Genomic DNA, 24348 nt, shown 5'->3' on the forward strand with positions numbered 1-24348 from the left:
GGGTCGCTGCATGCCTCAGACGATCGCGGCGCGGTACGAGCTGCTGGAGGTGCTCGGCCGGGGCGGGATGGGCGCGGTGTGGCGCGCCCGCGACCGGACCCTCGACCGCGAGGTGGCGGTGAAGGAGGTCCTGCTGCCGCAGGGCCTGGACGACGCTGCCGTCGAGCGCCTGTACGCGCGGACGTTCCGGGAGGCGCGGTCGGCGGCGCGGCTCGACCATCCGGGCATCGTGACGGTCTACGACGTCGTCGAGGAGGACGGCCGCCCGTGGATCGTGATGCGGCTCGTCCGGGCGGAGGGCCTGGACCGGGTCATCGCGCGGGAGGGGCCGCTGCCGCCCGCGCGGGTCGCCGCGATCGGGCTCGACCTGCTGGACGCCCTCGGCGCCGCGCACGCGGCCGGCGTCGTGCACCGCGACGTCAAGCCGGGGAACGTGCTGCTGCCGCCCGGCCGGGCCGTCCTCACCGACTTCGGCATCGCGACGGTGGCGGGCGACGAGACCCTCACCCAGGCGGGCGCGATCGTCGGGTCGCCCGCGTACCTGGCGCCCGAGCAGGCCCGGTACCAGAAGGCGACGCCGGCGTCGGACCTGTGGTCGCTCGGCGCGACGCTGTACGCCGCGGTCGAGGCCCGTCCCCCGTTCGGGCGCCCGGACGTGTGGGGCGTGATGGCCGCCGTCCTGTCCGACGACCCGGACCCGCTCCGCCTCGCCGGCCCCCTGGCGCCCGTCCTGCACGGGCTCCTGCGCAAGGACCCCGAGCAGCGGATGGGCCCGGAGGAGGCGGGGCGGCTGCTCCGCCGGGCCGCGCAGGCCGCACCGGAACCCGCGGCCGCGCCCGCCGGGCCGCCGCACAACGTGACGCTGGACCCGCGGCCGGCCGGTCCGACGGTGGCCACACCGCCGCCCTCGCCGCCGCGGCGCGTCCCGTGGCCGCTGCTCGTGCCCGCCGGGATCTTCGCGGCCGCGCTGGTCGTCGCCGTCGTCGCGGTCGTGCTGTTCACCAACGGGGACGAGAACCGGAGCGGGAGGGGCGGGCCGGGGACGTCCTCGTCAGCGCCGAGCACGTCGCCGTCCGGGCGGACCTCCGTACCCGACGGGTACACCCCGTACAAGGGGTCGGCGTTCACCGCGGCCGCCCCCGAGGGCTGGAAGGCCGAGCCCGAGGGCGACGACGTGACGTTCACCGACCAGACGAAGGGCGTCGTCCGGGGCCTGGCGTTCCAGCGGCTCGGCTCGTCCTTCCAGAGCCCCGGGGACGGTCTCGCGTCCGCCATCGGCCAGATGAAGAACGACCCGGGCTACCCCGACTTCACCCAGGAGAGCTTCGACCGGAACGTCCCCTCCACGTACGGCCCGGCGGCCGAACTGCAGTTCACGTTCACCAAGAACGGCACGCCCAGCCGGGCGAGGGTGCGGGTGTTCAAGTCCACCGGCGTCTTCTACCAGGTCCTGCTGGTGACCGATCAGGCGCACTGGGACGAGAGCGTCACCTACTACGAGACGTTCCTGCGAAGCCTGACCATGACGGGCTAGCCGCGCGACTCCTCGAAGAGGGTGCGGGCCTTGGCCTCGGCCTCGTTGAGCGCCTTGACGTGCCGGGGCGCGAGTTCCTCCACGCACCGGGTCATCTCCTCGGTGACGTGGCTGAACGCGCTCTCCTCCGCGCCGCGCAGCGCCGCCCGGACGGTGGCCGAGCGGGCGCCGAGCGCGGCCCACTCCAGCTCCAGCCGCGCCACGGCCTCGTCGAACGCGCGGGACGTCTCGGCGCCGGCGCTCCGCAGCTCGTCCGGGACCGGCCCCCGCCCGGCCTTGCGGGCGTGGCCGGAAAGGGCCGAGATGCGGCTGGCCAGCGTCAGGCCCTCGCGGGCGAGCGGCAGCACGTCGTGGATCAGGTCGGTGACCGCCTTGGCGAGCTCCTCCACCCGGGTGAGCAGCGTCTGCGTCGCCTCCTCCAGCGCGGTGGAGGTCCGTTCGGCGACCTGCTCGGCGACGTCCTGCTGCTGCCTGGACAGCACCGCCACGACGTCGCGGTCCAGCAGCCGGCGCAGCTCCCGGTGCCGGGCGCCGTGCTCACCGGGCCCGGCCTGCTCGGCCCAGTCGGCCCAGACCCGCTCGATGCGCTCGGCCCCGGACGCGGCGATCTCCGCCGTGATCTCGTCCAGGGCCTCGCCCACCCGGGCCTTCAGCCGTTCCACGCGGCCGTAGAGCGCCTCGCGCTTGAACGGGTCGTTGAGCTCGTTGAGCTGCGCCTGCAATCGACGGGACACGTCGATCGCGTGCTCTGCCAGGGGGACGAGGCGGTCGGCGAGCTCGTCGAGCGTCGCCGCCCGGCGCGGGTCGGTCAGCTCGGCCACCCACGCGGGAAGGTCGTGCGCCATGGCCCCCATGCTGCCACTGCCCGCCCCGCGGCACCGCCCACCGCGCCCGGCGCGCCCCGTCCGGAGGACCGAAAAGCCGGATCGGCACGGGTAAGTGTGTCTGGACGGGCGGTGATCAGGGTAGCGTGGCTGGCCGTGGCGGGCTATTCCGATGACCTGCGTCTCGCGCACGTGCTGGCGGACGGGGCCGACGACATCACGACCAGGCGTTTCCGCGCCCTCGATCTGGCCATCGAGACCAAGCCGGACCTCACGCCGGTCAGCGACGCCGACCGCAGCGTGGAGGAGCAGATCCGCGGCACGCTGAAGCGGGCCCGCCCGCGCGACGCGGTGCTCGGCGAGGAGTACGGCAAGACCGGCTACGGCAACCGCTGCTGGATCATCGACCCGATCGACGCGACGAAGAACTTCGTGCGCGGCGTCCCGGTGTGGGCGACGCTGATCGCGCTGATGGAGAACGACGAGATCGTCGTCGGCGTCGTGTCGGCCCCGGCGCTGAACCGGCGCTGGTGGGCGGCGCGCGGCGGCGGCGCCTGGACGGGCCGCAGCCTCACCCGCGCCACCCGCATGAACGTGTCGGCGGTGAGCGAGATGTCCGACGCGTCCCTGTCGTTCTCCAGCCTGAGCGGCTGGGAGGAGCAGGGCCGCCTCACCCACTTCCTCGACCTGACCCGGTCGGTGTGGCGGACGCGGGCGTTCGGCGACTTCTGGTCGCACATGATGGTCGCCGAGGGCGCCGTCGACATCTCCGCCGAGCCGGAGGTCTCCCTGTGGGACCTCGCCGCCCTCCAGGTCATCGTGGAGGAGGCCGGCGGCATGTTCACCGACCTGACGGGCGTCCCCGGCCCGGACGGCGGCAGCGTCGTCTGCACGAACGGCCGCCTCCACGCCGACGTCCTCCGCACCCTGGGCGGCGGCCAGCTCTCCCTGCGCATCTGACGCCCCGCCGGGCCCGCGAGCAGGCTTCGCACCGCGCGGCACGGGGTACCTCCCCGGGAACAGTGGCGGCACCCGGAAGGTAAGGGCGGCCCGGCATTGGCTTTCGGCGCGACTCGCGACATATCGTGGAACAGCGGTCGCGGGACGGCCGTTGTTCCAGATGGGCGGCCCGTAAACGGAGGTACCAGATGTCGACCCAGACCAAGGTAGTGATCGGCGGCGTCGTCGTCGGCTTCCTGACCCTGTTCGTCTTCCCGTGGTGGCTGAGCGCGCTGATCATCCTCGGCGTCCTCGGCGCGCCGCTCGTCGGCTACATGATGCTCGACCCGTCCCAGCGCAAGCGGGTGCGGGCGCAGGGGCGCAAGCGCCTCGGGAGCTGAGCGCCCGGGGAGCGGTCCGCGGGCGCCCGCTAGGGTGCCGGTGTGGCGGAGACGAGGGTCGGGGTCGTCGGCGCGGGGATCCTCGGGCTGGCGATCGCGCGCCGGCTGGCGCGGACGCGCCCCGGCACGGAGGTCACGGTCCTCGACAAGGAGGACCGTGTCGCGGCCCATCAGACGGGCCGCAACAGCGGCGTCGCGCACGCGGGCCTGTACTACGCGCCGGGTTCGCTGAAGGCGACGCTGTGCAGGCGCGGGATCGGCCTGCTCAAGGAGTACTGCGCCGACCGGGGCCTGCCCTACGAGGAGTGCGGCAAGGTCGTCGTCGCCCGCGACGCGTCGGAACTGGCCGCCCTGGACGAGATCGAGCGGCGCGCGGCGGCCAACGGCGTCCCGGGGCTGCGGCGGCTGACCGGTGACGGGCTGCGGGAGATCGAACCGCACGCCGCCGGGGTCGCCGCGCTGCACTCCCCCACCACCGCGATCGTCGACTTCCCGGCGGTCGCCCGCGCGTTCGCCGGCGACGTCGCCGAGGGCGGCGGACGGGTCAGGCTCGGCTTCGAGGTGGTCCGCATCGGGCGGTCCGGCGACCGCGTCACCGTCGCGTCCCCGCACGAGGAGCTGGTGTTCGACCGGCTCGTCGTGTGCGCCGGGCTCCAGTCGGACCGGGTGGCGCGGCTGGCCGGCGACGCGCCGGCCCCGGCGATCATCCCGTTCCGGGGCGAGTACTACCGGCTCGTCCCGTCCCGGACGGACCTGGTCCGGGGCCTCATCTACCCGGTGCCCGACCCCCGCTACCCGTTCCTCGGCGTGCACTTCACGCGCCGCGTGGACGGCGGCGTGGACGTCGGCCCCAACGCCGTCCTGGCCCTGGCCAGGGAGGGGTACAGGCGGCGCGACGTCCGTCCGGCCGACCTGTGGGAGACGGTCCGCTGGCCGGGCTTCCGGCACCTGGCGCGGCGGCACTGGCGGACGGGCGCGAAGGAGCTGTACGGGTCGGCGGTCAAGCGGGCGTTCGTCGCGGAGGCGCGCGGCTTCGTCCCGGAGCTGACGGCGGCCGACGTCGTCGCGGCGCCCGCCGGGGTCCGCGCGCAGGCGGTGGACCCCGACGGATCGCTGGTCGACGACTTCCGCATCGGACGGGTGGGCCCGGTGGTGACCGTCCGGAACGCCCCGTCTCCGGCGGCGACGTCCTCGCTGGCCATCGCCGAGCACGTGGTCGAGCGGCTGTAGGCGTCCAGCCGGGGCGGGCTCAGTCCCAGAGCTTGCGGACGTCGCCGCGCGGGTCGGCGACGGTCTCGTCGCCCGGCCCGTCGAACATCCGCACCAGCCGCGTGGACGGGTCGAAGCGCTCCCAGCCGGGGTCGCCGGTGGCGGCGAAGGCGACCCAGTGGCGGTGCATCCGGTCGGCGAGCGCCTGCGGCGGGTTCGGCCCGGTCAGCCCCTCGGCCTCGGCGGTCAGGTTGTCGAAGACGAAGCCGAGCTCCAGGGCGTGGCAGGCGCCGAGGTCGTGGTTCGGCGACCGCCACGCGAACTCGTACATCCAGGTGCGCCCGCCGGAGGCGGCGTGCCCGGCGGCGGCGCGGTTCGCGGGGATCCGGAACAGGTGGTCGGTGATGATCGTCGCCATCAGCTCGCCGGCCGCCATGTCCGGGTGGCGGTCGCGGTAGGCGGCGGGCAGCCCGGCCGGGACGCCCATCCCGGCGGTGACGAGGCCCACGATCTCGTGGGTGAGCTCGGCCGCGAGACCGGTCGGCATCAGGAAGAACCGGAACTCCTCGGAGGTGTAGCCGAGGAGGAGGTCGACGTCGCGCCCGGCGCCGGCGGCGATGGCGTCCTGCGGGCGCCGGGTGATCAGCTCGCCGTCCAGGACCGGGGTGAGGGACATGCCGCCCGCGGCCGTGGTGGCGCCCCAGCGGCCCGGATCCGGCACCATCGTGACCTCGGCGGCGACGGACGCCTGCGCGGGCAGGATCGCGGCGGGGTCGAGCGCGGCGAACGCCGCCGCGGTCGGCTCGATGCCGAGCCGCGCCGCCATCTCCCTCGTGACGAGCATGGCGTCGTCCGGGTCCTGCGCGATGTGCCCGGCGCCGCTCTGCGCGATCGCGCGCCGGAACAGCCCGAGGTCGAGGGAGACGAGGGTGGTGACGCTCATCCCGCCCGCGGACTCGCCGAAGACGGTCACGTTGCCCGGGTCGCCGCCGAACCCGGCGATGTTGTCGCGGACCCATTCCAGCGCGGCGATCTGGTCGAGCAGCCCCCGGTTGCACGGGGCGCCGGGCAGGTTCGCGAAGCCCTCCACGCCGAGCCGGTAGTTGATCGTCACGCAGACGACGCCGTCGCGGGCGAAGTTGTGCCCGTTGTAGACGGACACGGCCCCGGACCCGTTCCGGAACGCGCCGCCGTGGATCCACACCATGACCGGCAGCCCAGATCCTCCGGGCTCCGGCGTCCAGATGTTGAGGTTGAGGCAGTCGTCACCGGGGATGGCGGGCTCGGGCAGCAGCGTGTCGAACGGCCTCGGGTAGCCGGGCATCGGCGCGGTCGGCCCGAACTCGACGGCGTCGCGGACGCCGTCCCACGGCTCGGGCGGGCGCGGCGCCGTGAAGCGGTTCGGGCCGAACGGGGGCGCGGCGTAGGGGACGCCGAGGAAGGCGGTGACGCCGTCCCGTGTCCTGCCGCGCACCTTCCCGTGGGACGTCTGGACGACCGCCTCCATGGCGCGCCTCCGGTTCTAGAACGAAATTCGACAAACCAGAGGGTACGGGACGGACGCGTCCGGCGGAATGCCGCTCATCCCCCGGTGCGCGGAGCGGGGTGGAGCATGCGGGTGAGGTAGTCGCGGGCGAACGCGCGGACGGCGTCGTCCCCGTCCAGCGCGAGCCCGCCGCCGGGGACGAGCAGCAGCGACACCGCGAGCCGCAGCAGCACCTCGGCGACGGTGTTGTGGTCCTCGGCGGCGCCGGGGCGCGCGCGGCGCAGCCGGTCGGCGAGGATGTCGCGGGCGGCGAGCATCACCGCGCCCCCGTTCATGCTGAGCTGCGGCACGAACGCCTCCGGCTCGCTCTCCAGCACGCGCCGCATCAGCGGGTGCGTGCGGGCGCTGCGCAGCCCGACCACGAAGCCCTCCACCACGGCGTCCTCGGCGGACGGGAGGTCCTCGGTGGCCTCGGCGATCGCGGTGAGGAACCGGCGGCACTCCCGCAGGATCACCGCCTGGAGCAGCTGCTCCTTGTTGGTGAAGCGCCGGTAGATGGTGGTGCGCGCGACCCCGGCCCGCTTGGCGACGTCCTCGACGCTGACCCGGCGCAGCCCGTAGGTCTCGAACTCGGCGAGCGCCGCGTCCAGGATCCGGGTGTCGAGGCCGTCGGCGCCGCCCTCCGGCGCGGCCAGCCGCGCCAGCAGCGCGTCCGGGGTCGTGGCATCCATGGTCATGACCAGCACCCTAACGGGATCGGGGCGCCCGGCTCGTGGCACCGGACGATACAGAGCTACAATAATCGTCGATCTGTACTTCTGTCTCCTCATCGCGGCGGTGCACATGACGGACCAGGCCGAGACCCAGAAGCCCCCTGCGGAGACGCGGCCCCCGGCCCCGCTCGGACCGGGCTCACTGACCTGGCGCTACTTCGGCGACACCCGGATGGTCCTGGTGGGCCCCCGGGCGGCCGTCCTGCAGAACATGCTGCCCGCGCTCGGCCAGGGCGTCCTCGACCACTCGGTGTTCTTCAAGGAGACGTTCGCGCGGGTGAAGCGGTCCGCCGGGCCGATCCTGGACACCGTGTACGGAGGGGAGCGGTCCGCCGAGACGGGCCGGAAGGTCCGCGACTACCACCGCGACATCAAGGGGACGATGCCGGACGGCACCCGCTACCACGCGCTCGACCCCGAGACCTACTACTGGGCGCACGCGACCTTCCTCGACACCATGCTCTACGGGATCGAGACGTTCATCCGCCCTCTCACCGACGCGGAGAAGCGCCGCGCGTACGAGGAGTCGAAGACCTGGTTCCGCATGTACGGGGTCAGCGACCGCGCCATGCCGGCGGACTGGGAGGAGTTCCAGGCGTACTGGAAGCGGATGCTGGACGAGGAGATCGTCGCGCACAAGACCGCCCGGTACGGCGTCGGCTACGTCACCAAGGGCCTGCCGCGGCCGAAGCAGGTCCCAGCACCCCTATGGCGCGCGGTGTCCCCGCCACTGAACGCGGTAGCCCGCTTCATCACAGTAGGCGGCCTGCACCCACGCATGCGCGAGCTGCTGGACCTGCCGTGGACCGCCGCCGACGAGCGCCGCTACCGGCGGTTCGCAGCGGCCGTCCGGGCGGCGAACCGGGCGTGGCCCCTACTCCCCGAGGCACTCCGCTACCTCCCCCAGGCCCGCCGCGCCTTCCACCGCGCCCGCCAACGTTGATCTGCGGCGTGTTGTTGTTATGGAGCGGCTCATAACAACAACACGCCGCAGGTCAACGTCAGTTCGCGGAGCGGATGCGGGCGTCGTAGGCCTTGCGGGCGTCCGGGTCGTACTCCAGGAAGATCTTGTCCAGGCCCAGGCGGCGGGACGCCGCCCGGCGGAGCCGCTCGGGGAGCAGCGCGCCGAGCCGCACCTGCGTGCCGAGCTTCTTCGGCACCGCGACCTGCGGGCGCGGCTCGCCGATCAGCTCGACGACGGCGGCGGCGATGTCCTCCGGCTCGCAGTTCTTCTGCCCCTTCGGGCTGCGCGTCCCCGCGACCAGCTCGGTGTTGGTGAACGTCGGCAGGACGGCGCCGACGTGCACGCCCCGGTCCTGGACCTCCAGCCGGGTCGCCTCGGTGAACGCCAGGACGGCGGCCTTGCTGGCGTTGTAGAGGGCGAGGCCGGGGGTGAACATGACGCCGGCGATCGACGCGATGTTGATGATGTGCCCCGACCCGCGCGGCAGCATCCGGCCGAGGGCGAGCTTGGTGCCGAGCATGACGCCGTGCACGTTGATGTCGATGCAGCGGCGGGCGTCGGCGTCGCTCTCGTCGGTGACCGGCCCGATCGGCATGATCCCGGCGTTGTTGACCAGGACGTCGAGCGGCCCGGCCGCCTCCTCCACCCGGTCGAGGAACGCGGTGAACGACGCGCGGGACGTGACGTCCACGACGAGGCCGGTGACGCCCAGCGACGCGGCGGCCTCCGCGACGGCGGCCTCGTCGATGTCGCCGATGACGACGGTCGCGCCCTTCGCCCGGAGTGCGCGGGCGGTGGCGAGGCCGATCCCCCGCGCTGCCCCGGTGACGGCGATGACCTTGCTCATTGCGGCTCCAAGCGGTCGAGGCGGACGGGGAGCCCGTCCTTCGGCGACGGGAGGGACGTGGTGTCCAGGGGCCACTCGTAGCGTGCGGGGACGCTCCAGCGGTAGCGCTGCAGCACCTGGTGCAGGATGGTCTTGACCTGCATCCCCGCGAAGTACATCCCGATGCACTTGTGCGCGCCGCCGCCGAACGGGGCCCACGCGTACTTGTGGACCTTGTCCTCGCGGCGCTCCGGGGAGAACCGCCCGGGGTCGAACGTGTCCGGGTCGGGCCACCACTGCGGCATGTGGTGGTTGCTGAGCATCGGCACGACGACGAGCGAGCCGGCCGGGATGTGGAAGCCGAGGATGGAGGTGTCCTTGACGACCTTGCGCGGCAGTGCCGGGACGGGCGCGACCATCCGCAGCGACTCCTTCATCACCATGTCGATGCCGGTGAAGTGGTCGAGGTCGCCGTAGCCGGGCCGCGGCCGGCCGAGGGCGAGGGACTCCTCGCGCAGCCGCTCCTGCCATTCGGGGTGCTTGGCCAGGAAGTAGGACATCGTCGTCAGCGTGATGGTGGTGGTGTCGTGCGCCGCCATCAGCGCGAAGATCATGTGGTTGACGACGTCCTCGTCGGTGAACCGCTCGCCGTCGTCGGTCTCGGCCGCGCACAGCGCGGCGAACAGGTCGTCGCCGCCGTCGCGGCGCTTGGCGGGCAGGTGCCGGTAGAAGAACTCCTCCAGCACCTTGCGGGCCTGCAGGCCGCGGTGCCAGCGCAGCCCGGGGACGGGGAACCGCACGTAGGCCGTCCCGGCGCGGACGGCGTCGATGAACGCGCCGTTGACCCGCGCGCGCTCGGCGTCGTCCAGCTCGACGCCCATGAAGACGTCCACGGCGAGGTCGAGCGTGAGCTTCTTGATGTGGTCGTACACCTTGAAGCCGGGGCCGGGCTCCCACGACTCGACGCCCTTGATGATGCCGGGCGCCATCGCCTCCATGTACGCCTCGAGCCGCGGGCGGGTGAACGCCTCCTGCATGATGCGGCGGTGGTGCAGGTGCTCCTCGAAGTCGAGCAGCATGATGCCGCGGGTGAAGAACGGCCCGATGAAGTAGCTCCAGGCGGGCCCGTTCGCGAACGCCTTGTCCCGGTTGACCAGGACGGCCTGGGCGGCCTCGGGCCCCTGGACGGTGACGGTGCGCTGCCCGAGCAGCCACCCCCAGGCGACGGGCCCGTACTGGTCGTAGCGCTTGCGGGCCATCCCGATCGGGTCGCGCATCACCGCGAGCGTGCTGCCGATGTACGGCAGGCCCGGCACGCCGGGGACCGGTTTCAGGCCGCTGCCCTGCGGCGGCGGCGCGAGGACGCTCGTCATGACCCCTCCGGACGCGTGCAACAAATAAGCGAAATCTGTTGCTTTGTTCTAACGTAGCGGGCGCCCGTAAGTCCAGACTTATCGCCGGTGACTTGCGCGTCAGCGGGCCTCGCGGGCCGTCCCGCCCCGGACCAGCCGCCGCCGCGCGGCCTCGGTGAGCGGCCGGTAGGCGCCCGCCCTGTCCCGGTAGTAGGCCGGTCCGCCGCCGGCGTCGGGGACGCCCTCGTCCCGCAGCGGCGCGAGCCGCAGCCGCCCGCCGGCCGTGACGGGCAGCGCGTCCACGACCCGGACGAGCGCGGGCCGCAGCCCCGGCTCCACCCGCAGCAGCGCCTCCGAGAGGTCGATGGGCTTGAGCTCGCCGGCACCGCGCAGGCTCACCGCCGCCGCGGCCAGCTCGGTGCCGCCCGCGGGGATCCCGTAGACGGCGACGCCGTCGACGTACGGCAGGTCGCCGAGCGCGTCCCGGATCGGGCCCGGCGGGACGATGCCCTCGGCCGTGCGGATCAGCTCGGCCTCCCGTCCGACGAGCCAGTAGTCGCCGTCCGTGTCGCGGCGGAACAGGTCGCCGGTGATCGTCCAGGCGTCCTCGGGCTGGAACACGCCCCGCACCGGGCGCGCCGCCGCGCCGATCGCCGACGGCCGGACCCGTGCGAGCAGCATGCCGATCTCGCCCGGCTCGCACCGGACCGCGAACCCGTCGGGCCCCTCGGCCGGCCGCCCGCTCTCCAGGTCGTAGCGGGCGAGCCGCACGCGGGCGCTGCCCGGCAGCGGCCGCCCGAGCGAGCCGGGCTTCTTGCCGCTCAGGTTGACCAGCACCGCCTCGCCCTCGGTTGAGGCGTAGAACTCCAGGACCCGCGCGGGCGCGAACCGGTCCTCGACCCGCCGCCACAGGCCGCGCGGCATCCCGGACCCGATGAACAGCCGGACGGCGTGGTGCCGCTCGGCCGGATTCGGCGGCGCGTTCACGAGGTCGCGCAGGAGCGTCCACGTGTAGGACGCGACGGTGACGCCGTAGCGGCGCGCCTCGTCCCAGAACGTCTCCGGGTCGATTTCCATGTGGGGGGACCGCCCCCCGGGAACCGCGCTGGGGGCGCTGGCGAGGGCGAGCCGGGCCCCGCCCGCGACCGCGCCGCCGAGGCTCATCAGCAGCGCGGACGGGTGCTGCAACGGCGTGATGCTGTAGACGGTGTCGGACGAGGACAGGGCGGCCGACGACGCCGTCCCGAACGCCGACAGCGCCCACCGCCGGTTGGTGATCCGGCTGGCGCGCAGATGCTCCCCGTCGCCCCGGAAGACGATGAAGGCGAGATCACCGGCCCGCCCCGGATTCGGCCGGTACCACCCCGGCAGCTCCACCCGGTCCGGATCGATGCGCTCCATGTCCACGAGGGAGCCGCGGTCGCCGCGCCCGACCCCGCCGAGCAGGTACCCCCGGACGCCCTCCAGCCTCCCGGCGAGCTCCGCGTGCTCGGGATCGGCGATGACCCGCGTCACCTGGCTGAGCCGGGCCTCCGCCGCGGGGTCGCCGTCGGGGCGGAGCAGCACCGCGACGGCCCCGAGCCGGCTCAGCGCCGCGACGAGCGCGAGCGCGGTGGGGCGGGTCCCCATCAGCACGCCGACCGCGTCGCCGCGCCGCACGCCGATGTGGATCAGCCCGCGCACGACGGCGTCGACGCGCCGCTTGGCCGCGTCGTGGGTGTGGGCGCGCCCCTGGTAGAGGAAGAAGACCTCGCCGGGCCGGTGCCGCGCCTGCTCGTCCAGGAGCAGCCCCATCGACATCCGCGTGTCGGACTGGATGCGCTCCAGCCGCGCCAGCCGCGGCAGGTTCTGCGCGGCCTCGCCGCTCAGCTGCCGGCTGCCGTGGACGACCTGGGAGGCGGTCCGGAACGCCGACCGCGCGGCGCTGGTCCCGATGCCCATCGCCAGCTGGAGCCCGTATCCGGCCGGTCCGCCGGGCAGCTCGGCGGTCGCGGCCTCCTCGTCCCCGGCCACGGGCACGACGATCTCCGGGAGTTCGTCCTCGCCCTCCCGCCACAGCGTCCACGACGCGACGGCGGGCCAGGTCTGCGCGATCGCGAGGCTGCCCACGACGAGCCCGAAGTGCCCGGCCCTGAGCGACGCCTCGTACACCTGGGCGCGCGGCGCGGCCCGCCGGATGCCGCGCACCATGAGCGGCGACGCGATCTCGTCGACCTCACCGACGAAGGTGAGCACCGGGCACGTGATGTCGGCGAGCGTGACGAGCCGGTCGCCGATGACGAAGCCGCCCGTCAGCATCCGGTTGTGCTGGATGAACTGCCGCAGGAACTCGGCGAGCGCGGGCACGGGCCACGACACCCACCCCTCCCGCTCCAGGAACCGCCGCTGCCGTTCCCGCGGTGCCAACCGCTCCCGGTCGTGGAGCTGCAGGATGAAGTCGACTCGCGACCGCACGGACTTGACAGGGCTGAGGACCTGGAAGCCGAGCCGTGTCACCCACCCCGGCACGGCGAACCCGCCGAGCACCCAGTCGGGGATCCGCTCGACGCCTTCCGACGCGAGCCAGCCGGGCAGCCCGAACGGCAGCCCCTGGCTCGTGTCGGACGGGCTGCCGAACGTCACGATCGACTCGATGCCCTCGCTGCGCCGGTAGGCGGCGGCCTGGTAGACGAACATGCCGCCCTGCGAGTACCCGGCGAGATGGACGTCCCTGCCGGTCGCCTTCCGGATGCGATCGACGGCGTCGCTCACCGCCAGCACGTGGTCGCTGACGGTCCGCTCGAGCCCGCCGGGCTCCCGCTCGGGCGCCCCGAAGTCGACGACCCACGGATCGACCCCGAGGTCGTGCAGCACTTTCACCGCGCTGACGCGCGAGGAGATGTCGTACACCTCCGCGGTGATCATCAGCGGCGGGACGAGCAGCATCACGGGCCCGCCCGCCGCCTCCGGGAAGTAGTGCCGCAGCCGGTACACCCGCTGCTCGGTCACGACCTCGCAGGGGGACGCGTCCTCGCCGGTGTCGAATCCCCCGAACCGGGCGACCTCCAGGGCGTTCTGGGCGGTGGATCCCAGGCGGGCGCCCAGGCGGAACAGCGTTCTGGCAACAGACGGCATCGTCGACCTCTCGCAGCGTCAACGACATGGTGTCCTGTTATCAGCGGCTTTAGCAATTACGCGACGACCCGCGCCCCGTCCATCCGCCCGCCCTGGAGCCGCTCCCACATGTACCGGCGGCGGGGCTTGCCGCTGGACGTCCGCTGGATCAGCCCGGTCCCGACCACGACCGTGATCTCGACGTCGTCCCCGACCCGGCGCCGCAGCGTCTCGCGGACCGCGGGGACCCACTCCTCGCTCTGCGTCTCGGCGAACAGCGCGAGCCCCTTCTGCCCGGCGCCCGGCACGCCGACCACCACGATGCGGCCCCGGCCGAGCCCGCTCACCTCGGCGATCTTGGATTCGAGGTCCTCGACGTAGACCGACCGCCCGCGGACCTTGATGCTGTCGCCCATCCGCCCGAGGACGAACAGCTGGCCCTGGTGGAAGAACCCGGCGTCCCCGGTGTAGACCTTGCCGTCCATGAACCGGGTCGACTTGGCCTCGGCCCCCGCGTAGTACCCCGGGCAGGCTGAGGCACCGCCCACGACGATCTCCCCCAGAAGCCCCTGAGCAAGCTCGTTCCCATCATCATCAACGATCACAACGGGCACGTCACTCTCAGGCGTCCCGCACCCGACGACCCACCCGGCCTTGGCGCCGACCGACTCGGGGCCGAGCCGGTGCTGGTCGAGGATGCGGACGGGCTGCCCGAACGCGAGCGCCTCGGGGTCGGGCCGGACGGCCAGCGGGTCGCGCCACTCGTTGTCCATGGTGACGAGCAGCGTGGTCTCGGCCATCCCGTAGGCCGGCTTGAACGTCGCCCGCGAGAACCCGAACGGCTCGACGAGCTGCGCGAACACCTCCAGCGCGTGCGGGTCGATCGGTTCGGCGCCGATCAGCGCCATCTTCCAGCCCGACAGGTCGAGGCCCTCCAGCTGCTCCGGCTTGATCCGCCGCGCGCAGTAGGCGTAGGCGAACGGCGGCGCCGCCGTGTGCTGGGCCTCGGCGAAGCACCGGATCCAGCGTGCCGGGTCGCGGATGAAGTGGTCGGGCCGCATCAGCCGCAGCGTCCCCTGCCGCGCGATCGGCGTGATGAAGGTCCCGATGAGCCCCATGTCGTGGTAGAGCGGCAGCCAGGACGCGACCACGTCGCCGTCCTCGTACCCGGCCATGCGCGCGATCAGGTCGCTGTTGGCCTCCAGGTTCTCCCAGGTGACCATGACGCCGCGCGGGGCTCCGCTGGACCCGGAGGTGAACTGCAGCAGCGCGAGTTCCCCGGCGGGCCGGACGTCCGCCTCCTCGCCCTGCTGCGGCTGCCACGGCTCGCCGCTGAGCCCGGCCTGGTCCATGGCCCGCCCCGCGTACTCGGCGAGGTCCTTGGACGCGACCACGAGGACCGGCGACGCCTGCCGCAGGATGGCCGCGACATGGGCGACGTAGTCGTCGCCGTCCTGGAACAGCGGCGGCGTGATCAGGCAGACGGTCGCGCCCGCCGCCCACACCCCGAAGTAGGTCTCGATGCAGGTGAAATCGGTGGGCAGGATGAGGCACACGACGTCGCCCGGCCGGACGCCCTCCTCGATGAGCGCCCCGGCGGTGCGCCGCGCGGCGGCGGCCAGCGCACCGTAGTCGCGGTACTCCCAGCCGCCGTCGTCGGCCGCCAGGTGTACGCCACGTCCGGTGTTCGGCGTCTCCAGCCATGCGCGCAGCGCAGATGCCATCGGTGTTCCCCTTCAACATGATCACGGTCACCCACGTGACTCGCGGGTAACTTCACCAGCACCGCGCGCCCGCCGTCAACCGGTTCGATCGGTCAAAGAGACCGGGCGGTCACTCGGAGGGAACCGACACGGTCCGCCGGCCCGCGACCCGCGCCAGGGCGCGCCACCCGAGCAGCGTCGCACCGAGGAACGAGAGCGCGACGATCACGAACGCGAGAGCGGTCCCCTGCCCCGAGACGACCCGGAGCAGCATCCCGACGCACACCGCGGACAGCCACACACCGACCCCCACGGGAACCAGTGCGTCAGCCCTCCGCCAAGCCCGGAAAAGACCCCACCCTGCCGCGAGCCCCACGAGGAACGGCCAGGCGGTGGTGGCGTATCCGCTCAGGCTGGCGGCCTCCTCATGCGAGGCCCGCCCGATCGCCACGAAGACGAGCACGCAGCAGACGTCCGCGACTCCGCCCACAAGATTCCGCATACCTCCAGCGTATGCGCCCGTCATGAGCGGGTGGTGACGATGACCTTTTGGGGTACTGGATCGCCTGAGGGGACTCAAGTGGAGGTGCGATGACCGGGAAGAACGGCGCCTGGCCGAGGCTGAGGATCGCGGACTGGACGGCGACGCGCGAAACGCTGCACATGTGGACGCAGATCGTCGGCAAGGTCCGGATGGCCCACGCGCCGCTGCTCAACCACTGGTGGCAGGTGACCTTGTACGTGAGCCCCAGGGGGTTGACCACGTCGGCCGTCCCCTACCGGGACGGCGTGTTCGACATCGAGTTCGACTTCGTCGAGCACGTGCTGCGCCTCCGGAGCAGCGACGGCGGATCCCGCACAGTGCGTCTGGAGCCGAAGTCGGTCGCCGACTTCTACGCCGAGACCATGGCCGCGCTGGACGAGTTGCGGATCGAGGCTCCGATCCAGGCCAGCCCGAACGAGGTGGATCCGGCGATCCCGTTCGCCGAGGACCACCAGAACGCGTCCTACGACCCGGACGCGGCCCACCTGTTCTGGCGCCAGCTCCTGCAGGCGGACCGGGTCCTGGGCGAGTTCCGGTCCCATTTCATCGGCAAGGTGAGCCCGGTGCACTTCTTCTGGGGCGCGATGGACCTGGCCTGCACGAGGTTCTCGGGCCGTCCCGCCCCGGCGCACCCCGGCGGCGCCCCGAACTGCCCGGACTGGGTGATGGTAGAGGGCTACTCCGGCGAACTGTCGAGCGCCGGCTTCTGGCCGGGCGGAGGCGAGGAGGGAGCCTTCTACTCCTACGCCTACCCAGAGCCTCCCGGCTTCGCCGACCACCCCGTACTCCCCGCGGAAGCCGTCTACAGCCAGGAAATGGGCGAGTTCCTACTCCCCTACGAAGCAGTGGCGACCTCAAAGGACCCAGAGGGAACCCTGGAAGATTTCCTGCACTCCACCTACGAAGCAGCCGCAGAACGAGCCGCTTGGGACCGAGAGGCCCTAGAAGACACCCCCACAAGACTGAACCACCACAAGGCATAAAGAGACCAGGGAAGAGAACAAAAGGGGGGCCAGGGGCGCAGCCCCGGGGGCGGGCGGGCGGGCGGGGGATGGCGGAGGCACAGGGGGCTCCGGGGGATCGTCCCCCGGGCGAAATGCGAAGGGCCCCCTTGGGGAGCGGGCGAAGCCCGCGACCAAGAGGACCCTAGGACCAGTAGCGGGGGCAGGATTTGAACCTGCGACCTCTGGGTTATGAGCCCAGCGAGCTACCGAACTGCTCCACCCCGCGGTGATGTCTTAACTGTATGGGGTGGGGGGTGGTTAGGCAAACGGGTTTGCGGCGGGGGCTTGGAGGGCGGCGGTGAGTTGGGCGGTGAGGTCGGTGGTGAAGGCGGTGTGGTCGAGGGGGCTGTCGGTGCGGGTGGCGCGGTCGGCGAGGGCGGCGGTGAGGTAGGCGATGTGGAGGGAGATGCGTTCGAGGGCGAGGGGTTCGGGGAGGGTGGCGCGGCAGGCGGTGTGGAGGAGTTCGAGTTGCCGTTGGAGTGCGGTGCCGTGGAGGAGGGGCGGGAGGTGGCGGTCGCGGATTCCGGCGCGTCCGGCGAGTTGGGCGGTGATGCGGAGGAAGTCGCGGCCGTGGGGGGTGCGGAGTTCGTCGGCGGTGGGGGTGACGATGGCGGCGACGATGGCGGGGAGGTCGTGGGGGCGGAGGCCGGGGAGGGCGGTTTCGCGGGCGGGTTCCATGCGGGTGATGCCGGCGCGGAGGACGGCGTCGAGGAGTCCGGCGCGGGAGCCGAAGTGGTAGGTGATGGCGGAGTCGTTGGCCTGTCCGGCGCCGGCGACGATGTCGCGGGTGCGGGCGGCGTCGATGCCGTGGGCGGCGAAGTGGTGGGCGCCGGCGCGGATGAGCGCTTCGCGGGTGGCTCTTGCGTCTTTCGGCACGCCGGTGATACTAACAGTGGGCGTTAATAACGACGCCTGTTACAACCCGCGGAGGCCGCGCCATGGCGGACGTCTACGATCCGTTCGATCCCGGATTCCAGGCCGACCCCTATCCCGCGTACCGGCGCCTGCGCGACGCCGATCCCGTCCACCGCCACGACGATCCGCCGTTCTGGGCGCTGTCGCGCTTCGACGACATCTGGGCGGCGACGCGGGACGCTGGGACGTTCTCGTCCGCGCAGGGCCTGACGTTCTACCCGGACGAGATCGGCACGCTGGGCCTGGCCCCGACGATCGTGATGCTGGATCCGCCGCGGCACACCGTCCTGCGGCGCCTGATCAGCCACGGTTTCACGCCGCGCAGGACCGCCGCCCTGGAGGGCCGGCTGCGCGATTTCGTCCGCTCCAGGATCACCCTGATGGAGCGCAAAGCATCACAAGGCGAAGCACCCGACCTGCACCGGGACTTCTCGTCCCCTCTGCCGACCTACGCCCTGGCCCACCTGCTCGGCGTCCCGGAGTCGGATCGGGCGCGGTTCGACCCGTGGGTGTCCGCGCTGACGACGCTCCAGGACGAGGGCTTCGGCCTGCGGTCGCTGCAGAAGGGCGCGGTCGAGGCCGTCGCGGAGATGTTCGCCTACTTCTCCGACGTGATCGCCGCGCGCCGCGCCGATCCGTCCGACGACCTGATCAGCGCGCTGACGGCCGCCGAGGTGGACGGGGAGCGCCTCACCGACTGGGACATCCTCGGGTTCTGCTTCGTCATGGTGGCGGGCGGCAACGACACGACCGGGAACCTGATCTCGCACGGGGTGGCGCTGCTGGACGGCGACCACGCGCAGCGCGAGCGCCTCGCCGCCGACCCGTCGCTGATCCCGAACGCGCTGATGGAGTTCCTGCGCCTGGAGGGTTCGGTCCAGGCGCTGGCCAGGACCACCACCCGCCCCGTGACCCTCCACGGCACGGAGATCCCCGAGGGCGAGAAGGTGATGATGCTGTTCGGTTCGGCGAACCGGGACGAACGCGAGTTCGGCCCGTCCGCCCACGAACTCGACGTCACCCGGGAGATCCCGCGCCACCTGGGCTTCTCCAGCGGCGTCCACTTCTGCATCGGCTCGCACCTGGCCAAGCTCCAGGCGCGGGTCGCGCTGGAGGAACTCCTCCAGGCCCACCCGGATGTCGGCGTGGACCTGGAGGCGTCCGAGCGGATCTCGTCGCCCTTCACCCGCGGCTGGGTCTCGCTCCCGGCCACGGGCATCGGGCTCGCGACCTAGCCCATGTGGGGGTACCGGTAGTCGGTCGGCGGGACGAACGTCTCCTTGATCGACCGCGGCGAGGTCCACCGCAGCAGGTTGAAAACGGACCCGGCCTTGTCGTTCGTCCCCGACGCCCGCGCGCCCCCGAACGGCTGCTGGCCCACCACGGCGCCGGTCGGCTTGTCGTTGATGTAGAAGTTGCCGGCCGCGTACCGGAGGACGTCGGCGGTGTGCGCGGCGGCGGCCCGGTCGCCGGCGATGACGGCGCCGGTGAGCGCGTAGTCGGCGACCGACTCCATCTGGGCGAGCATCTCCTCGTACCGGTCGTCCTCGTAGACGTGGACGCCGAGGATCGGCCCGAAGTACTCGGTCCGGAAGATCTCGTTCCCGGGGTCCCCGGAGACGAGCACGGTCGGCCGGACGAAGTACCCGACCGAGTCGTCGTAGGTCCCCCCGGCGACGATCTCGACGTCGCCGTCGTCCCGCGCCCGGTCGATCGCGGCCTTGTTCTTGGCGAACGCCCGCTCGTCGATCACCGCGCCCATGAAGTTGGACAGGTCGGCGACGTCCCCCATGGTGAGCCCGTCGACCTCGGCGGCGAGTTCCTCCTTGAACCCGCCGTCCCAGATCGACCGCGGGATGTACGCCCGCGAGGCCGCGGAGCACTTCTGCCCCTGGTACTCGAACGCGCCCCGCACGAGGGCGGTCTTGAGCACGGCCGGGTCGGCGGACGGGTGGGCGACGACGAAGTCCTTGCCGCCGGTCTCCCCGACGATCCGCGGGTAGCTCCGGAACTTCTCGATGTTGTTCCCGACCGTCCTCCACAGGTGCCGGAACGTCGCCGTGGACCCGGTGAAGTGGATCCCGGCGAGTTCGGGGTGCTGGAGCGCGACCTCCGACACCTCGATCCCGTCCCCTGTCACCAGATTGATGACACCGTCCGGCAGCCCGGCCTCCTCCAGCAGGCGCATCAGCAGCACGGCCGAGTAGGTCTGCGTCGGGGACGGCTTCCACACGACCACGTTGCCCATGAGCGCGGGTGCGGTCGGCAGGTTCGCGGCGATCGCGGTGAAGTTGAACGGGGTGATCGCGTAGACGAACCCCTCCAGCGGCCGGTGGTCGGACCGGTTCCACACGCCGGGCCCGCTGATCGGCTGCTCGGCGAGGATGCGCCGCGCGAAGTGGACGTTGAACCGCCAGAAGTCGACGAGCTCGCAGGGGCTGTCGATCTCCGCCTGCTGGACGGTCTTGGACTGCCCGAGCATCGTCGCGGCGAGCAGCGTCTCCCGCCACGGCCCGGCGAGCAGGTCGGCGGCGCGCAGGAAGACCGCGGCCCGGTTGTCGAACGACAGCGCCCGCCACGCCGGCGCGGCCGTCAGCGCCGCCCCGATCGCGTCCCGCGCGTCGTCCTCCGTCGCGGTGCCGAACGTCCCGAGCACCGACGCGTGCCGGTGCGGCTGGACGACGGCGACCTTGGCGCCGGCCCCGAGCCGCCGCTCGCCGCCGATCGTCATGGGCAGGTCGACCGGCGCCTCGGCGGTCAGCTCGGCGAGCCGCGCCTCCAGCCGGGCCCGCTCGGCGCTGCCCGGCGCATACCCGTGCACCGGCTCGTTCACCGGCATCGGAACGTTGGTCACGGCGTCCATGGAAAGGGCCCCTCCTTAGCGGGAGATGAACGAACGGAGAAAGAACGCGAGGTTGGCGGGACGTTCGGCCAGGCGCCGCATGAAGTACCCGTACCAGTCGGCGCCGTAGGGGACGTAGACGCGCATCCGGTGGTCCCGGGCGAGCCGCCGCTGCTCGGCGGCCCGGATCCCGTAGAGCATCTGGAACTCGTAGGACGACGGGGAGCGCCCGACCGCCAGCGCAAGCGCGATGTCGATGATCCGGGGGTCGTGGCTGGCGACCATCGGGTAGCCGTCGCCCTCCATCAGCATCCGCAGCGCCCGGACATAGGCGCGGTCGACCTCACGCCGCCCCTGGAACGCGACGGAGCCGGGCTCGGCATAGGCGCCCTTCACCAACCGGACCCGCGACCCCTCCCCCACGAGGTCACGCAGATCACCCTCACTGCGCCGCAACATCGCCTGGACGGCGACACCCACCCACGGAAAGTCGCTCCTCAGCTTCCCGAGGGTCTCCAGGGTGGAGTCGACGGTCGTGTGGTCTTCCATGTCGAGCGTGACGGTCATGCCGACCCGCTCGGCCGCGGCGCAGATCTCCCGAGCGTGATCAACGGCGAGCTCGCCCGGCAGCGCCTGCCCGAGGGCGGAGAGCTTCACCGAAGCGTCGGCACCGTCCGCGAGCCCGTACCGCTCGAAGGCCGCGAACATGCGCAGGTAGGCGTCCCGGGTCGCCTCCGCCTGCGCGGCGTCCCGGGTGTCCTCGCCCAGGTGGTCGAGCGTGACGCTGAGCCCCGCGCCCGCCAGCTCCCGCACCGCCCCGACCGCCGCCCCGAGGTCGTCCCCGGCCACGAAGCGGTCGACGACGCTCCTGGTCAGGGGCATGGACGTGACGAGACCGCGCATCCGTTCGCTGCGGCCGGCGGCGAGCAGAAGGGCACCGAGCATGGGAGCCTCCAACGTCGAGGAACACCTCGAACGGTAGAAGCGCCGCGCCCGTCCCCCTACAGCCAAATGCCACTTTCACGACGGCTAGACTTCATACAAACGTATGAAGGCAGGCGCATGGCTCTCGATCTGCAAGACATCGTGGAACAGGCCGCAGACCTCCTGCACGCGCCGGCCACGCTGGAGGACCGCGACTTCCACCTCGTCGCCTACGCCGCCCACGGCGACACGATCGACCCCGTCCGGATGGACTCGATCCTGCACCGCCGCGCGTCGGAGGCCGTCCGCGCCCGCTTCGAAAGCCACGGGATCGCCCGCGCCACCGGCCCCGTCCGCATTCCCGCCGACACGTCCCTCGGCCAGTTGGGCCGCCTCTGCCTGCCGGTCCGCTGGAACAACGTGACCTACGGCTACCTCTGGCTCCTGGACGACCAGGAGCGAATCACCAACCCCCAGGCGCACAAGGCCATGCCCCTCTGCGAACGAGCGGCCCTCCTCATGGCCCGCCAGGCCAGGGAACGCGACGACCTGACGTGGAAGGTCGCCGACCTGCTCTCCACCCACCCGGACACCCGCACGCAGGCGGCCCACGACCTGGCCGAGGCCGCGGCCCCCGACCAGCCCCTCACCGTGGCCGTCCTGCGCACCCCGTCGCCCGAGCCCCTGAACCCGTGGCAGCTCCCCCACTCCGTGCTGACCACCGTCTGGCAGCGCGACCACGTCCTGGTCATCCCCACCTCGACACCCACCGCCCCGACGATCGACAGAGCCCGCCGCCTCCTGGAGGAACGCAACGCCCCCGTCCAGACCGGCGTGTACTCCCCCTGCGCGACCCTGGAGGACGTCCACGAAGGCTGGCTCCGCGCCCGCGTCGCGGCCCGCACCGCCGCCCCTGGCGAATCCCGCGACTGGACGACCCTGGGCGCGCTGCGCCTCCTCCGCACAGCAGGCGACGAGGCCCTGGCCCAGACGACCCAAACCCCAGGCACAAACGCCCTGCTAGGACACCCAGACCTCACCGAAACGGCCCGCACCTACCTGGACCAGGCAGGCAACGTCCAGCAAACGGCCAAAGCCCTGAGCATCCACCGCCAGACCCTCTACCACCGCCTACGCCGCATAGAGGAGCTGACGGCCCTGACCCTCACCAACGGCCAGGACCGCCTGACCCTCCACCTGGCCCTGACCCTGGCCCCCCACCTGAAGCAGGACGCTTAGCCTTCGGCCAGCCCCGCATGCCGGGACCGCAACTCCCGCTTCAGAATCTTGCCGCTCGGGTTCTTGGGCAGGGAGTCGACGATGACCACGTACTTGGGCCGCTTGTAAGCCGCGAGCCGCGCACGGGCGTGCGCATGGACATCCTCGGCGCTCAACTCCACGCCCGGCTTCGGCACGACGACGGCGGTGACGGCCTCGATCCAGTGCGGATGGCTGATGCCGAAGACGGCGACCTCGGCGACGCCGTCCAGCGCGTAGACGGCCTCCTCGACCTCCCGGCTGGCGACGTTCTCGCCACCCGTCTTGATCATGTCCTTCTTCCGGTCGACCACCGAGAGGTACCCGTCCTCGGTCATGACCCCGAGGTCACCGGAATGGAACCACCCGCCCCGGAACGCCTCCGCGGTCTTCTCCGGGTCCCGGTAGTACCCCAGGGCCGCGTGCGGACTCCGGTGGACGATCTCCCCGACCTCTCCGACCCCCACGGGCTGACCGTCGTCGTCGACGAGCATGGTCTCGACGTTGATGGCTGCGCGCCCCGCGCTGCCGGCCCGCTCCAGCTGCTCGTGGGGCCGCAGGATGGTCGCGAGGGGCGCCATCTCCGTCTGCCCGTAGAAGTTCCACAGCCGCACGTCGGGCAGCCGCCGCAGCAGCTCCCGGAGCACCTCGACCGGCATCGGAGAGGCCCCGTAGTACCCCTTGCGCAGACTCGAAAGGTCCCGGGTGTCGAAGTCGGGGTGCCGCAGCAGCGAGATCCACACGGTCGGCGGGCAGAACAGCTTGGTGACCTTCTCCCGCTCGATCGTCTCCAGCAGCACACCCGGGTCCGGCGAGGGCAGGATGATGCTGGTGGCGCCGAGGTAGACGTCCACCGAGAAGAAGCAGTCGAGCTGCGCGCAGTGGTACATCGGCAGCGTGTGCACCTCGACGTCGTCGGCGCTCATCTCCCCGTCGACGACGCAGCTGACGTACTGGCTGATCAGCGACCGGCTGGACAGCATCACGCCCTTGGGACGCGACTCGGTCCCCGACGTGTACATGAGCCGCAGCGGATCATCGTCGCCCACGAGGACGTCCGGCGCGGACACGGGCCCGTCGAGCCACCAGGAGTCGACGTCCTCCCACCCGGCGGCCGCCGGGGCCCCCGACAGCGGAATCCACCCCCGGACCCCACCTTCGACCCCGGCGATGGCAAGCGCCTTCTCCGCGGTAGGTGCCAGCGCATCCTCCGCGATGATCCCGGACGCCCCCGAGTGCTCGACGATGTAGGCGATCTCCTCGGCGTTGAGCATGAAGTTCACCGGCACGAGCACGACACCGAGCTTCGCCGTGGCGAACGCGATCACCGCGTACTGCCAGCAGTTGTGGCTGAGCAGCGCGACCCGGTCCCCCTTGCCGACCCCGCGCGCCGCGAGCGCGTGCGCGGCCCGGTTGACCGCGACGTCGAACTCCGCGTACGTGACCCGCAGTTCCCCGCTGACGACGGCGAGCTTCCCCGGATACCGCCGCGCCGTCCGATGCAGCAGATCCCCCACAGAGTGCTGACGAGCACGAACCACAGAGTCAGACAAGACCGCCCCTCCAAACGCAAAACCGCAGGTAAGCCCCAACGCCGTGATCCTAACCACACCAGCAGCCGCAAGGACCACCCCCGAAAAGGGGGGATAAGACCGACCCGAAGCCAACAAGGGAAGAAGCCCCACAAGACCGGAGAGAAGGGGGGGCAGGGGCGCAGCCCCGGGGGCGGGCGGGCGGGGGATGGCGGAGGCACAGGGG

At 72.3% G+C, this 24348-nt stretch carries 20 protein-coding genes and 1 tRNA gene; 8 read left to right on the forward strand and 13 right to left on the reverse strand.

Features of this window, described 5'->3' with window-relative positions; genetic code table 11:
- The first annotated feature begins 10 nt into the window (after positions 1 to 10).
- Positions 11 to 1534, forward strand: a complete 1524-nt coding sequence (locus ABFX46_RS04265; RefSeq protein WP_346040017.1) for a serine/threonine-protein kinase — start codon at positions 11 to 13, stop codon at positions 1532 to 1534.
- Here the strand turns inward: ABFX46_RS04265 and ABFX46_RS04270 are convergent.
- A complete protein-coding gene (locus tag ABFX46_RS04270) occupies positions 1531 to 2379 on the reverse strand; it encodes a hypothetical protein (RefSeq protein WP_346040018.1) in 849 nt (282 codons plus the stop codon). The genes ABFX46_RS04265 and ABFX46_RS04270 overlap by 4 nt on opposite strands.
- Positions 2380 to 2514: 135 nt before the next feature.
- On the opposite strand from ABFX46_RS04270, the gene hisN reads away from it, so the two are divergent.
- The 3 genes from hisN to lhgO all read left to right on the forward strand — a co-directional run bounded on the left by hisN (position 2515) and on the right by lhgO (position 4928).
- Entirely contained in the window at positions 2515 to 3318 is an 804-nt protein-coding gene (gene hisN / locus ABFX46_RS04275) for a histidinol-phosphatase (protein WP_346040680.1), read from the forward strand.
- A 188-nt stretch (positions 3319 to 3506) separates the two neighbouring features.
- Positions 3507 to 3698, forward strand: a complete 192-nt coding sequence (locus tag ABFX46_RS04280) for a hypothetical protein (RefSeq protein WP_132192914.1) — start codon at positions 3507 to 3509, stop codon at positions 3696 to 3698.
- Positions 3699 to 3740: 42 nt separating this feature from the next.
- Complete coding sequence (lhgO, locus tag ABFX46_RS04285) at positions 3741 to 4928, forward strand: L-2-hydroxyglutarate oxidase (RefSeq protein ID WP_346040019.1); 1188 nt, start codon at positions 3741 to 3743, stop codon at positions 4926 to 4928.
- Between the two features lie 19 nt (positions 4929 to 4947).
- Here lhgO and ABFX46_RS04290 read toward each other — a convergent pair whose 3' ends face one another.
- The gene (locus ABFX46_RS04290) at positions 4948 to 6414 is read right to left on the reverse strand and encodes a carboxylesterase/lipase family protein (protein WP_346040020.1); all 1467 of its coding nucleotides are present in this window, start codon (positions 6412 to 6414) and stop codon (positions 4948 to 4950) included.
- A gap of 74 nt (positions 6415 to 6488) precedes the next feature.
- Positions 6489 to 7130: a TetR/AcrR family transcriptional regulator gene (locus ABFX46_RS04295; protein ID WP_346040021.1), complete on the reverse strand. Its 642-nt coding sequence runs from the start codon at positions 7128 to 7130 to the stop codon at positions 6489 to 6491.
- A 106-nt stretch (positions 7131 to 7236) separates the two neighbouring features.
- Here ABFX46_RS04295 and ABFX46_RS04300 point away from each other — a divergent pair, with 106 nt between their 5' ends.
- Entirely contained in the window at positions 7237 to 8109 is an 873-nt protein-coding gene (locus ABFX46_RS04300; protein WP_346040022.1) for an oxygenase MpaB family protein, read from the forward strand.
- A 58-nt stretch (positions 8110 to 8167) separates the two neighbouring features.
- Here the strand turns inward: ABFX46_RS04300 and ABFX46_RS04305 are convergent, their stop codons facing one another.
- The 5 genes from ABFX46_RS04305 to ABFX46_RS04325 all read right to left on the reverse strand — a co-directional run bounded on the left by ABFX46_RS04305 (position 8168) and on the right by ABFX46_RS04325 (position 15606).
- Positions 8168 to 8977 carry an SDR family oxidoreductase gene (locus ABFX46_RS04305; protein ID WP_346040023.1) on the reverse strand — a complete coding sequence of 270 codons (810 nt, stop codon included), beginning with the start codon at positions 8975 to 8977 and terminating at the stop codon, positions 8168 to 8170.
- Positions 8974 to 10329: a cytochrome P450 gene (locus ABFX46_RS04310; protein WP_346040024.1), complete on the reverse strand. Its 1356-nt coding sequence runs from the start codon at positions 10327 to 10329 to the stop codon at positions 8974 to 8976. Before ABFX46_RS04310 ends, ABFX46_RS04305 begins: the two co-directional genes overlap by 4 nt.
- A 99-nt stretch (positions 10330 to 10428) precedes the next feature.
- On the reverse strand, positions 10429 to 13422 hold the full coding sequence (locus ABFX46_RS04315; RefSeq protein WP_346040025.1) for an AMP-binding protein: 2994 nt from the start codon (positions 13420 to 13422) through the stop codon (positions 10429 to 10431).
- Between the two features lie 56 nt (positions 13423 to 13478).
- Entirely contained in the window at positions 13479 to 15125 is a 1647-nt protein-coding gene (locus ABFX46_RS04320; protein ID WP_346040026.1) for an AMP-binding protein, read from the reverse strand.
- A gap of 109 nt (positions 15126 to 15234) precedes the next feature.
- Complete coding sequence (locus ABFX46_RS04325; RefSeq protein WP_346040027.1) at positions 15235 to 15606, reverse strand: DUF3054 domain-containing protein; 372 nt, start codon at positions 15604 to 15606, stop codon at positions 15235 to 15237.
- Positions 15607 to 15695: 89 nt separating this feature from the next.
- On the opposite strand from ABFX46_RS04325, the gene ABFX46_RS04330 reads away from it, so the two are divergent.
- Entirely contained in the window at positions 15696 to 16631 is a 936-nt protein-coding gene (locus tag ABFX46_RS04330; protein WP_346040028.1) for a DUF5996 family protein, read from the forward strand.
- 173 nt (positions 16632 to 16804) lie between these two features.
- Here the strand turns inward: ABFX46_RS04330 and ABFX46_RS04335 are convergent.
- Both ABFX46_RS04335 and ABFX46_RS04340 read right to left on the reverse strand, forming a co-directional pair.
- Positions 16805 to 16878: transfer RNA gene (locus ABFX46_RS04335), tRNA-Met, on the reverse strand.
- Between the two features lie 32 nt (positions 16879 to 16910).
- Positions 16911 to 17528 (reverse strand): TetR family transcriptional regulator, encoded by a 618-nt coding sequence (locus tag ABFX46_RS04340; protein ID WP_346040029.1) that lies wholly within the window; start codon positions 17526 to 17528, stop codon positions 16911 to 16913.
- 62 nt (positions 17529 to 17590) lie between these two features.
- Here ABFX46_RS04340 and ABFX46_RS04345 point away from each other — a divergent pair, with 62 nt between their 5' ends.
- Complete coding sequence (locus tag ABFX46_RS04345) at positions 17591 to 18802, forward strand: cytochrome P450 (RefSeq protein ID WP_346040030.1); 1212 nt, start codon at positions 17591 to 17593, stop codon at positions 18800 to 18802.
- Here ABFX46_RS04345 and pruA read toward each other — a convergent pair.
- Both pruA and ABFX46_RS04355 read right to left on the reverse strand, forming a co-directional pair.
- Positions 18799 to 20430: an L-glutamate gamma-semialdehyde dehydrogenase gene (gene pruA, locus ABFX46_RS04350; protein WP_346040031.1), complete on the reverse strand. Its 1632-nt coding sequence runs from the start codon at positions 20428 to 20430 to the stop codon at positions 18799 to 18801. The two genes, ABFX46_RS04345 and pruA, sit on opposite strands and share 4 nt — an antisense overlap.
- Before the next feature lie 15 nt (positions 20431 to 20445).
- Positions 20446 to 21354, reverse strand: coding sequence for a proline dehydrogenase family protein (locus ABFX46_RS04355; protein WP_346040032.1), 909 nt, complete (start codon positions 21352 to 21354; stop codon positions 20446 to 20448).
- A gap of 117 nt (positions 21355 to 21471) precedes the next feature.
- On the opposite strand from ABFX46_RS04355, the gene ABFX46_RS04360 reads away from it, so the two are divergent.
- On the forward strand, positions 21472 to 22572 hold the full coding sequence (locus ABFX46_RS04360; RefSeq protein ID WP_346040033.1) for a PucR family transcriptional regulator: 1101 nt from the start codon (positions 21472 to 21474) through the stop codon (positions 22570 to 22572).
- On the opposite strand, the gene ABFX46_RS04365 is transcribed toward ABFX46_RS04360, so the two are convergent.
- Positions 22569 to 24221, reverse strand: a complete 1653-nt coding sequence (locus tag ABFX46_RS04365; protein ID WP_428831212.1) for an acyl-CoA synthetase — start codon at positions 24219 to 24221, stop codon at positions 22569 to 22571. The two genes, ABFX46_RS04360 and ABFX46_RS04365, sit on opposite strands and share 4 nt — an antisense overlap.
- Between the last annotated feature and the right edge of the window lie 127 nt (positions 24222 to 24348).

The sequence above is a fragment of the Actinomadura chokoriensis genome, from assembly GCF_039529475.1.
GTDB lineage: Bacteria > Actinomycetota > Actinomycetes > Streptosporangiales > Streptosporangiaceae > Spirillospora > Spirillospora bangladeshensis.

Excerpts from the sequence above, each read along its gene's own strand:
- ABFX46_RS04265 (WP_346040017.1), top strand. The coding sequence starts at position 11 with ATGCCTCAGACGATCGCGGCGCGGTACGAGCTGCTGGAGGTGCTCGGC.
- ABFX46_RS04270 (WP_346040018.1), bottom strand. The coding sequence starts at position 2,379 with ATGGCGCACGACCTTCCCGCGTGGGTGGCCGAGCTGACCGACCCGCGC.
- ABFX46_RS04280 (WP_132192914.1), top strand. The coding sequence starts at position 3,507 with ATGTCGACCCAGACCAAGGTAGTGATCGGCGGCGTCGTCGTCGGCTTC.
- ABFX46_RS04290 (WP_346040020.1), bottom strand. The coding sequence starts at position 6,414 with ATGGAGGCGGTCGTCCAGACGTCCCACGGGAAGGTGCGCGGCAGGACA.
- ABFX46_RS04295 (WP_346040021.1), bottom strand. The coding sequence starts at position 7,130 with ATGACCATGGATGCCACGACCCCGGACGCGCTGCTGGCGCGGCTGGCC.
- ABFX46_RS04300 (WP_346040022.1), top strand. The coding sequence starts at position 7,237 with ATGACGGACCAGGCCGAGACCCAGAAGCCCCCTGCGGAGACGCGGCCC.
- ABFX46_RS04305 (WP_346040023.1), bottom strand. The coding sequence starts at position 8,977 with ATGAGCAAGGTCATCGCCGTCACCGGGGCAGCGCGGGGGATCGGCCTC.
- ABFX46_RS04310 (WP_346040024.1), bottom strand. The coding sequence starts at position 10,329 with ATGACGAGCGTCCTCGCGCCGCCGCCGCAGGGCAGCGGCCTGAAACCG.
- ABFX46_RS04315 (WP_346040025.1), bottom strand. The coding sequence starts at position 13,422 with ATGCCGTCTGTTGCCAGAACGCTGTTCCGCCTGGGCGCCCGCCTGGGA.
- ABFX46_RS04320 (WP_346040026.1), bottom strand. The coding sequence starts at position 15,125 with ATGGCATCTGCGCTGCGCGCATGGCTGGAGACGCCGAACACCGGACGT.
- ABFX46_RS04325 (WP_346040027.1), bottom strand. The coding sequence starts at position 15,606 with ATGCGGAATCTTGTGGGCGGAGTCGCGGACGTCTGCTGCGTGCTCGTC.
- ABFX46_RS04330 (WP_346040028.1), top strand. The coding sequence starts at position 15,696 with ATGACCGGGAAGAACGGCGCCTGGCCGAGGCTGAGGATCGCGGACTGG.
- ABFX46_RS04345 (WP_346040030.1), top strand. The coding sequence starts at position 17,591 with ATGGCGGACGTCTACGATCCGTTCGATCCCGGATTCCAGGCCGACCCC.
- pruA (WP_346040031.1), bottom strand. The coding sequence starts at position 20,430 with ATGGACGCCGTGACCAACGTTCCGATGCCGGTGAACGAGCCGGTGCAC.
- ABFX46_RS04355 (WP_346040032.1), bottom strand. The coding sequence starts at position 21,354 with ATGCTCGGTGCCCTTCTGCTCGCCGCCGGCCGCAGCGAACGGATGCGC.
- ABFX46_RS04360 (WP_346040033.1), top strand. The coding sequence starts at position 21,472 with ATGGCTCTCGATCTGCAAGACATCGTGGAACAGGCCGCAGACCTCCTG.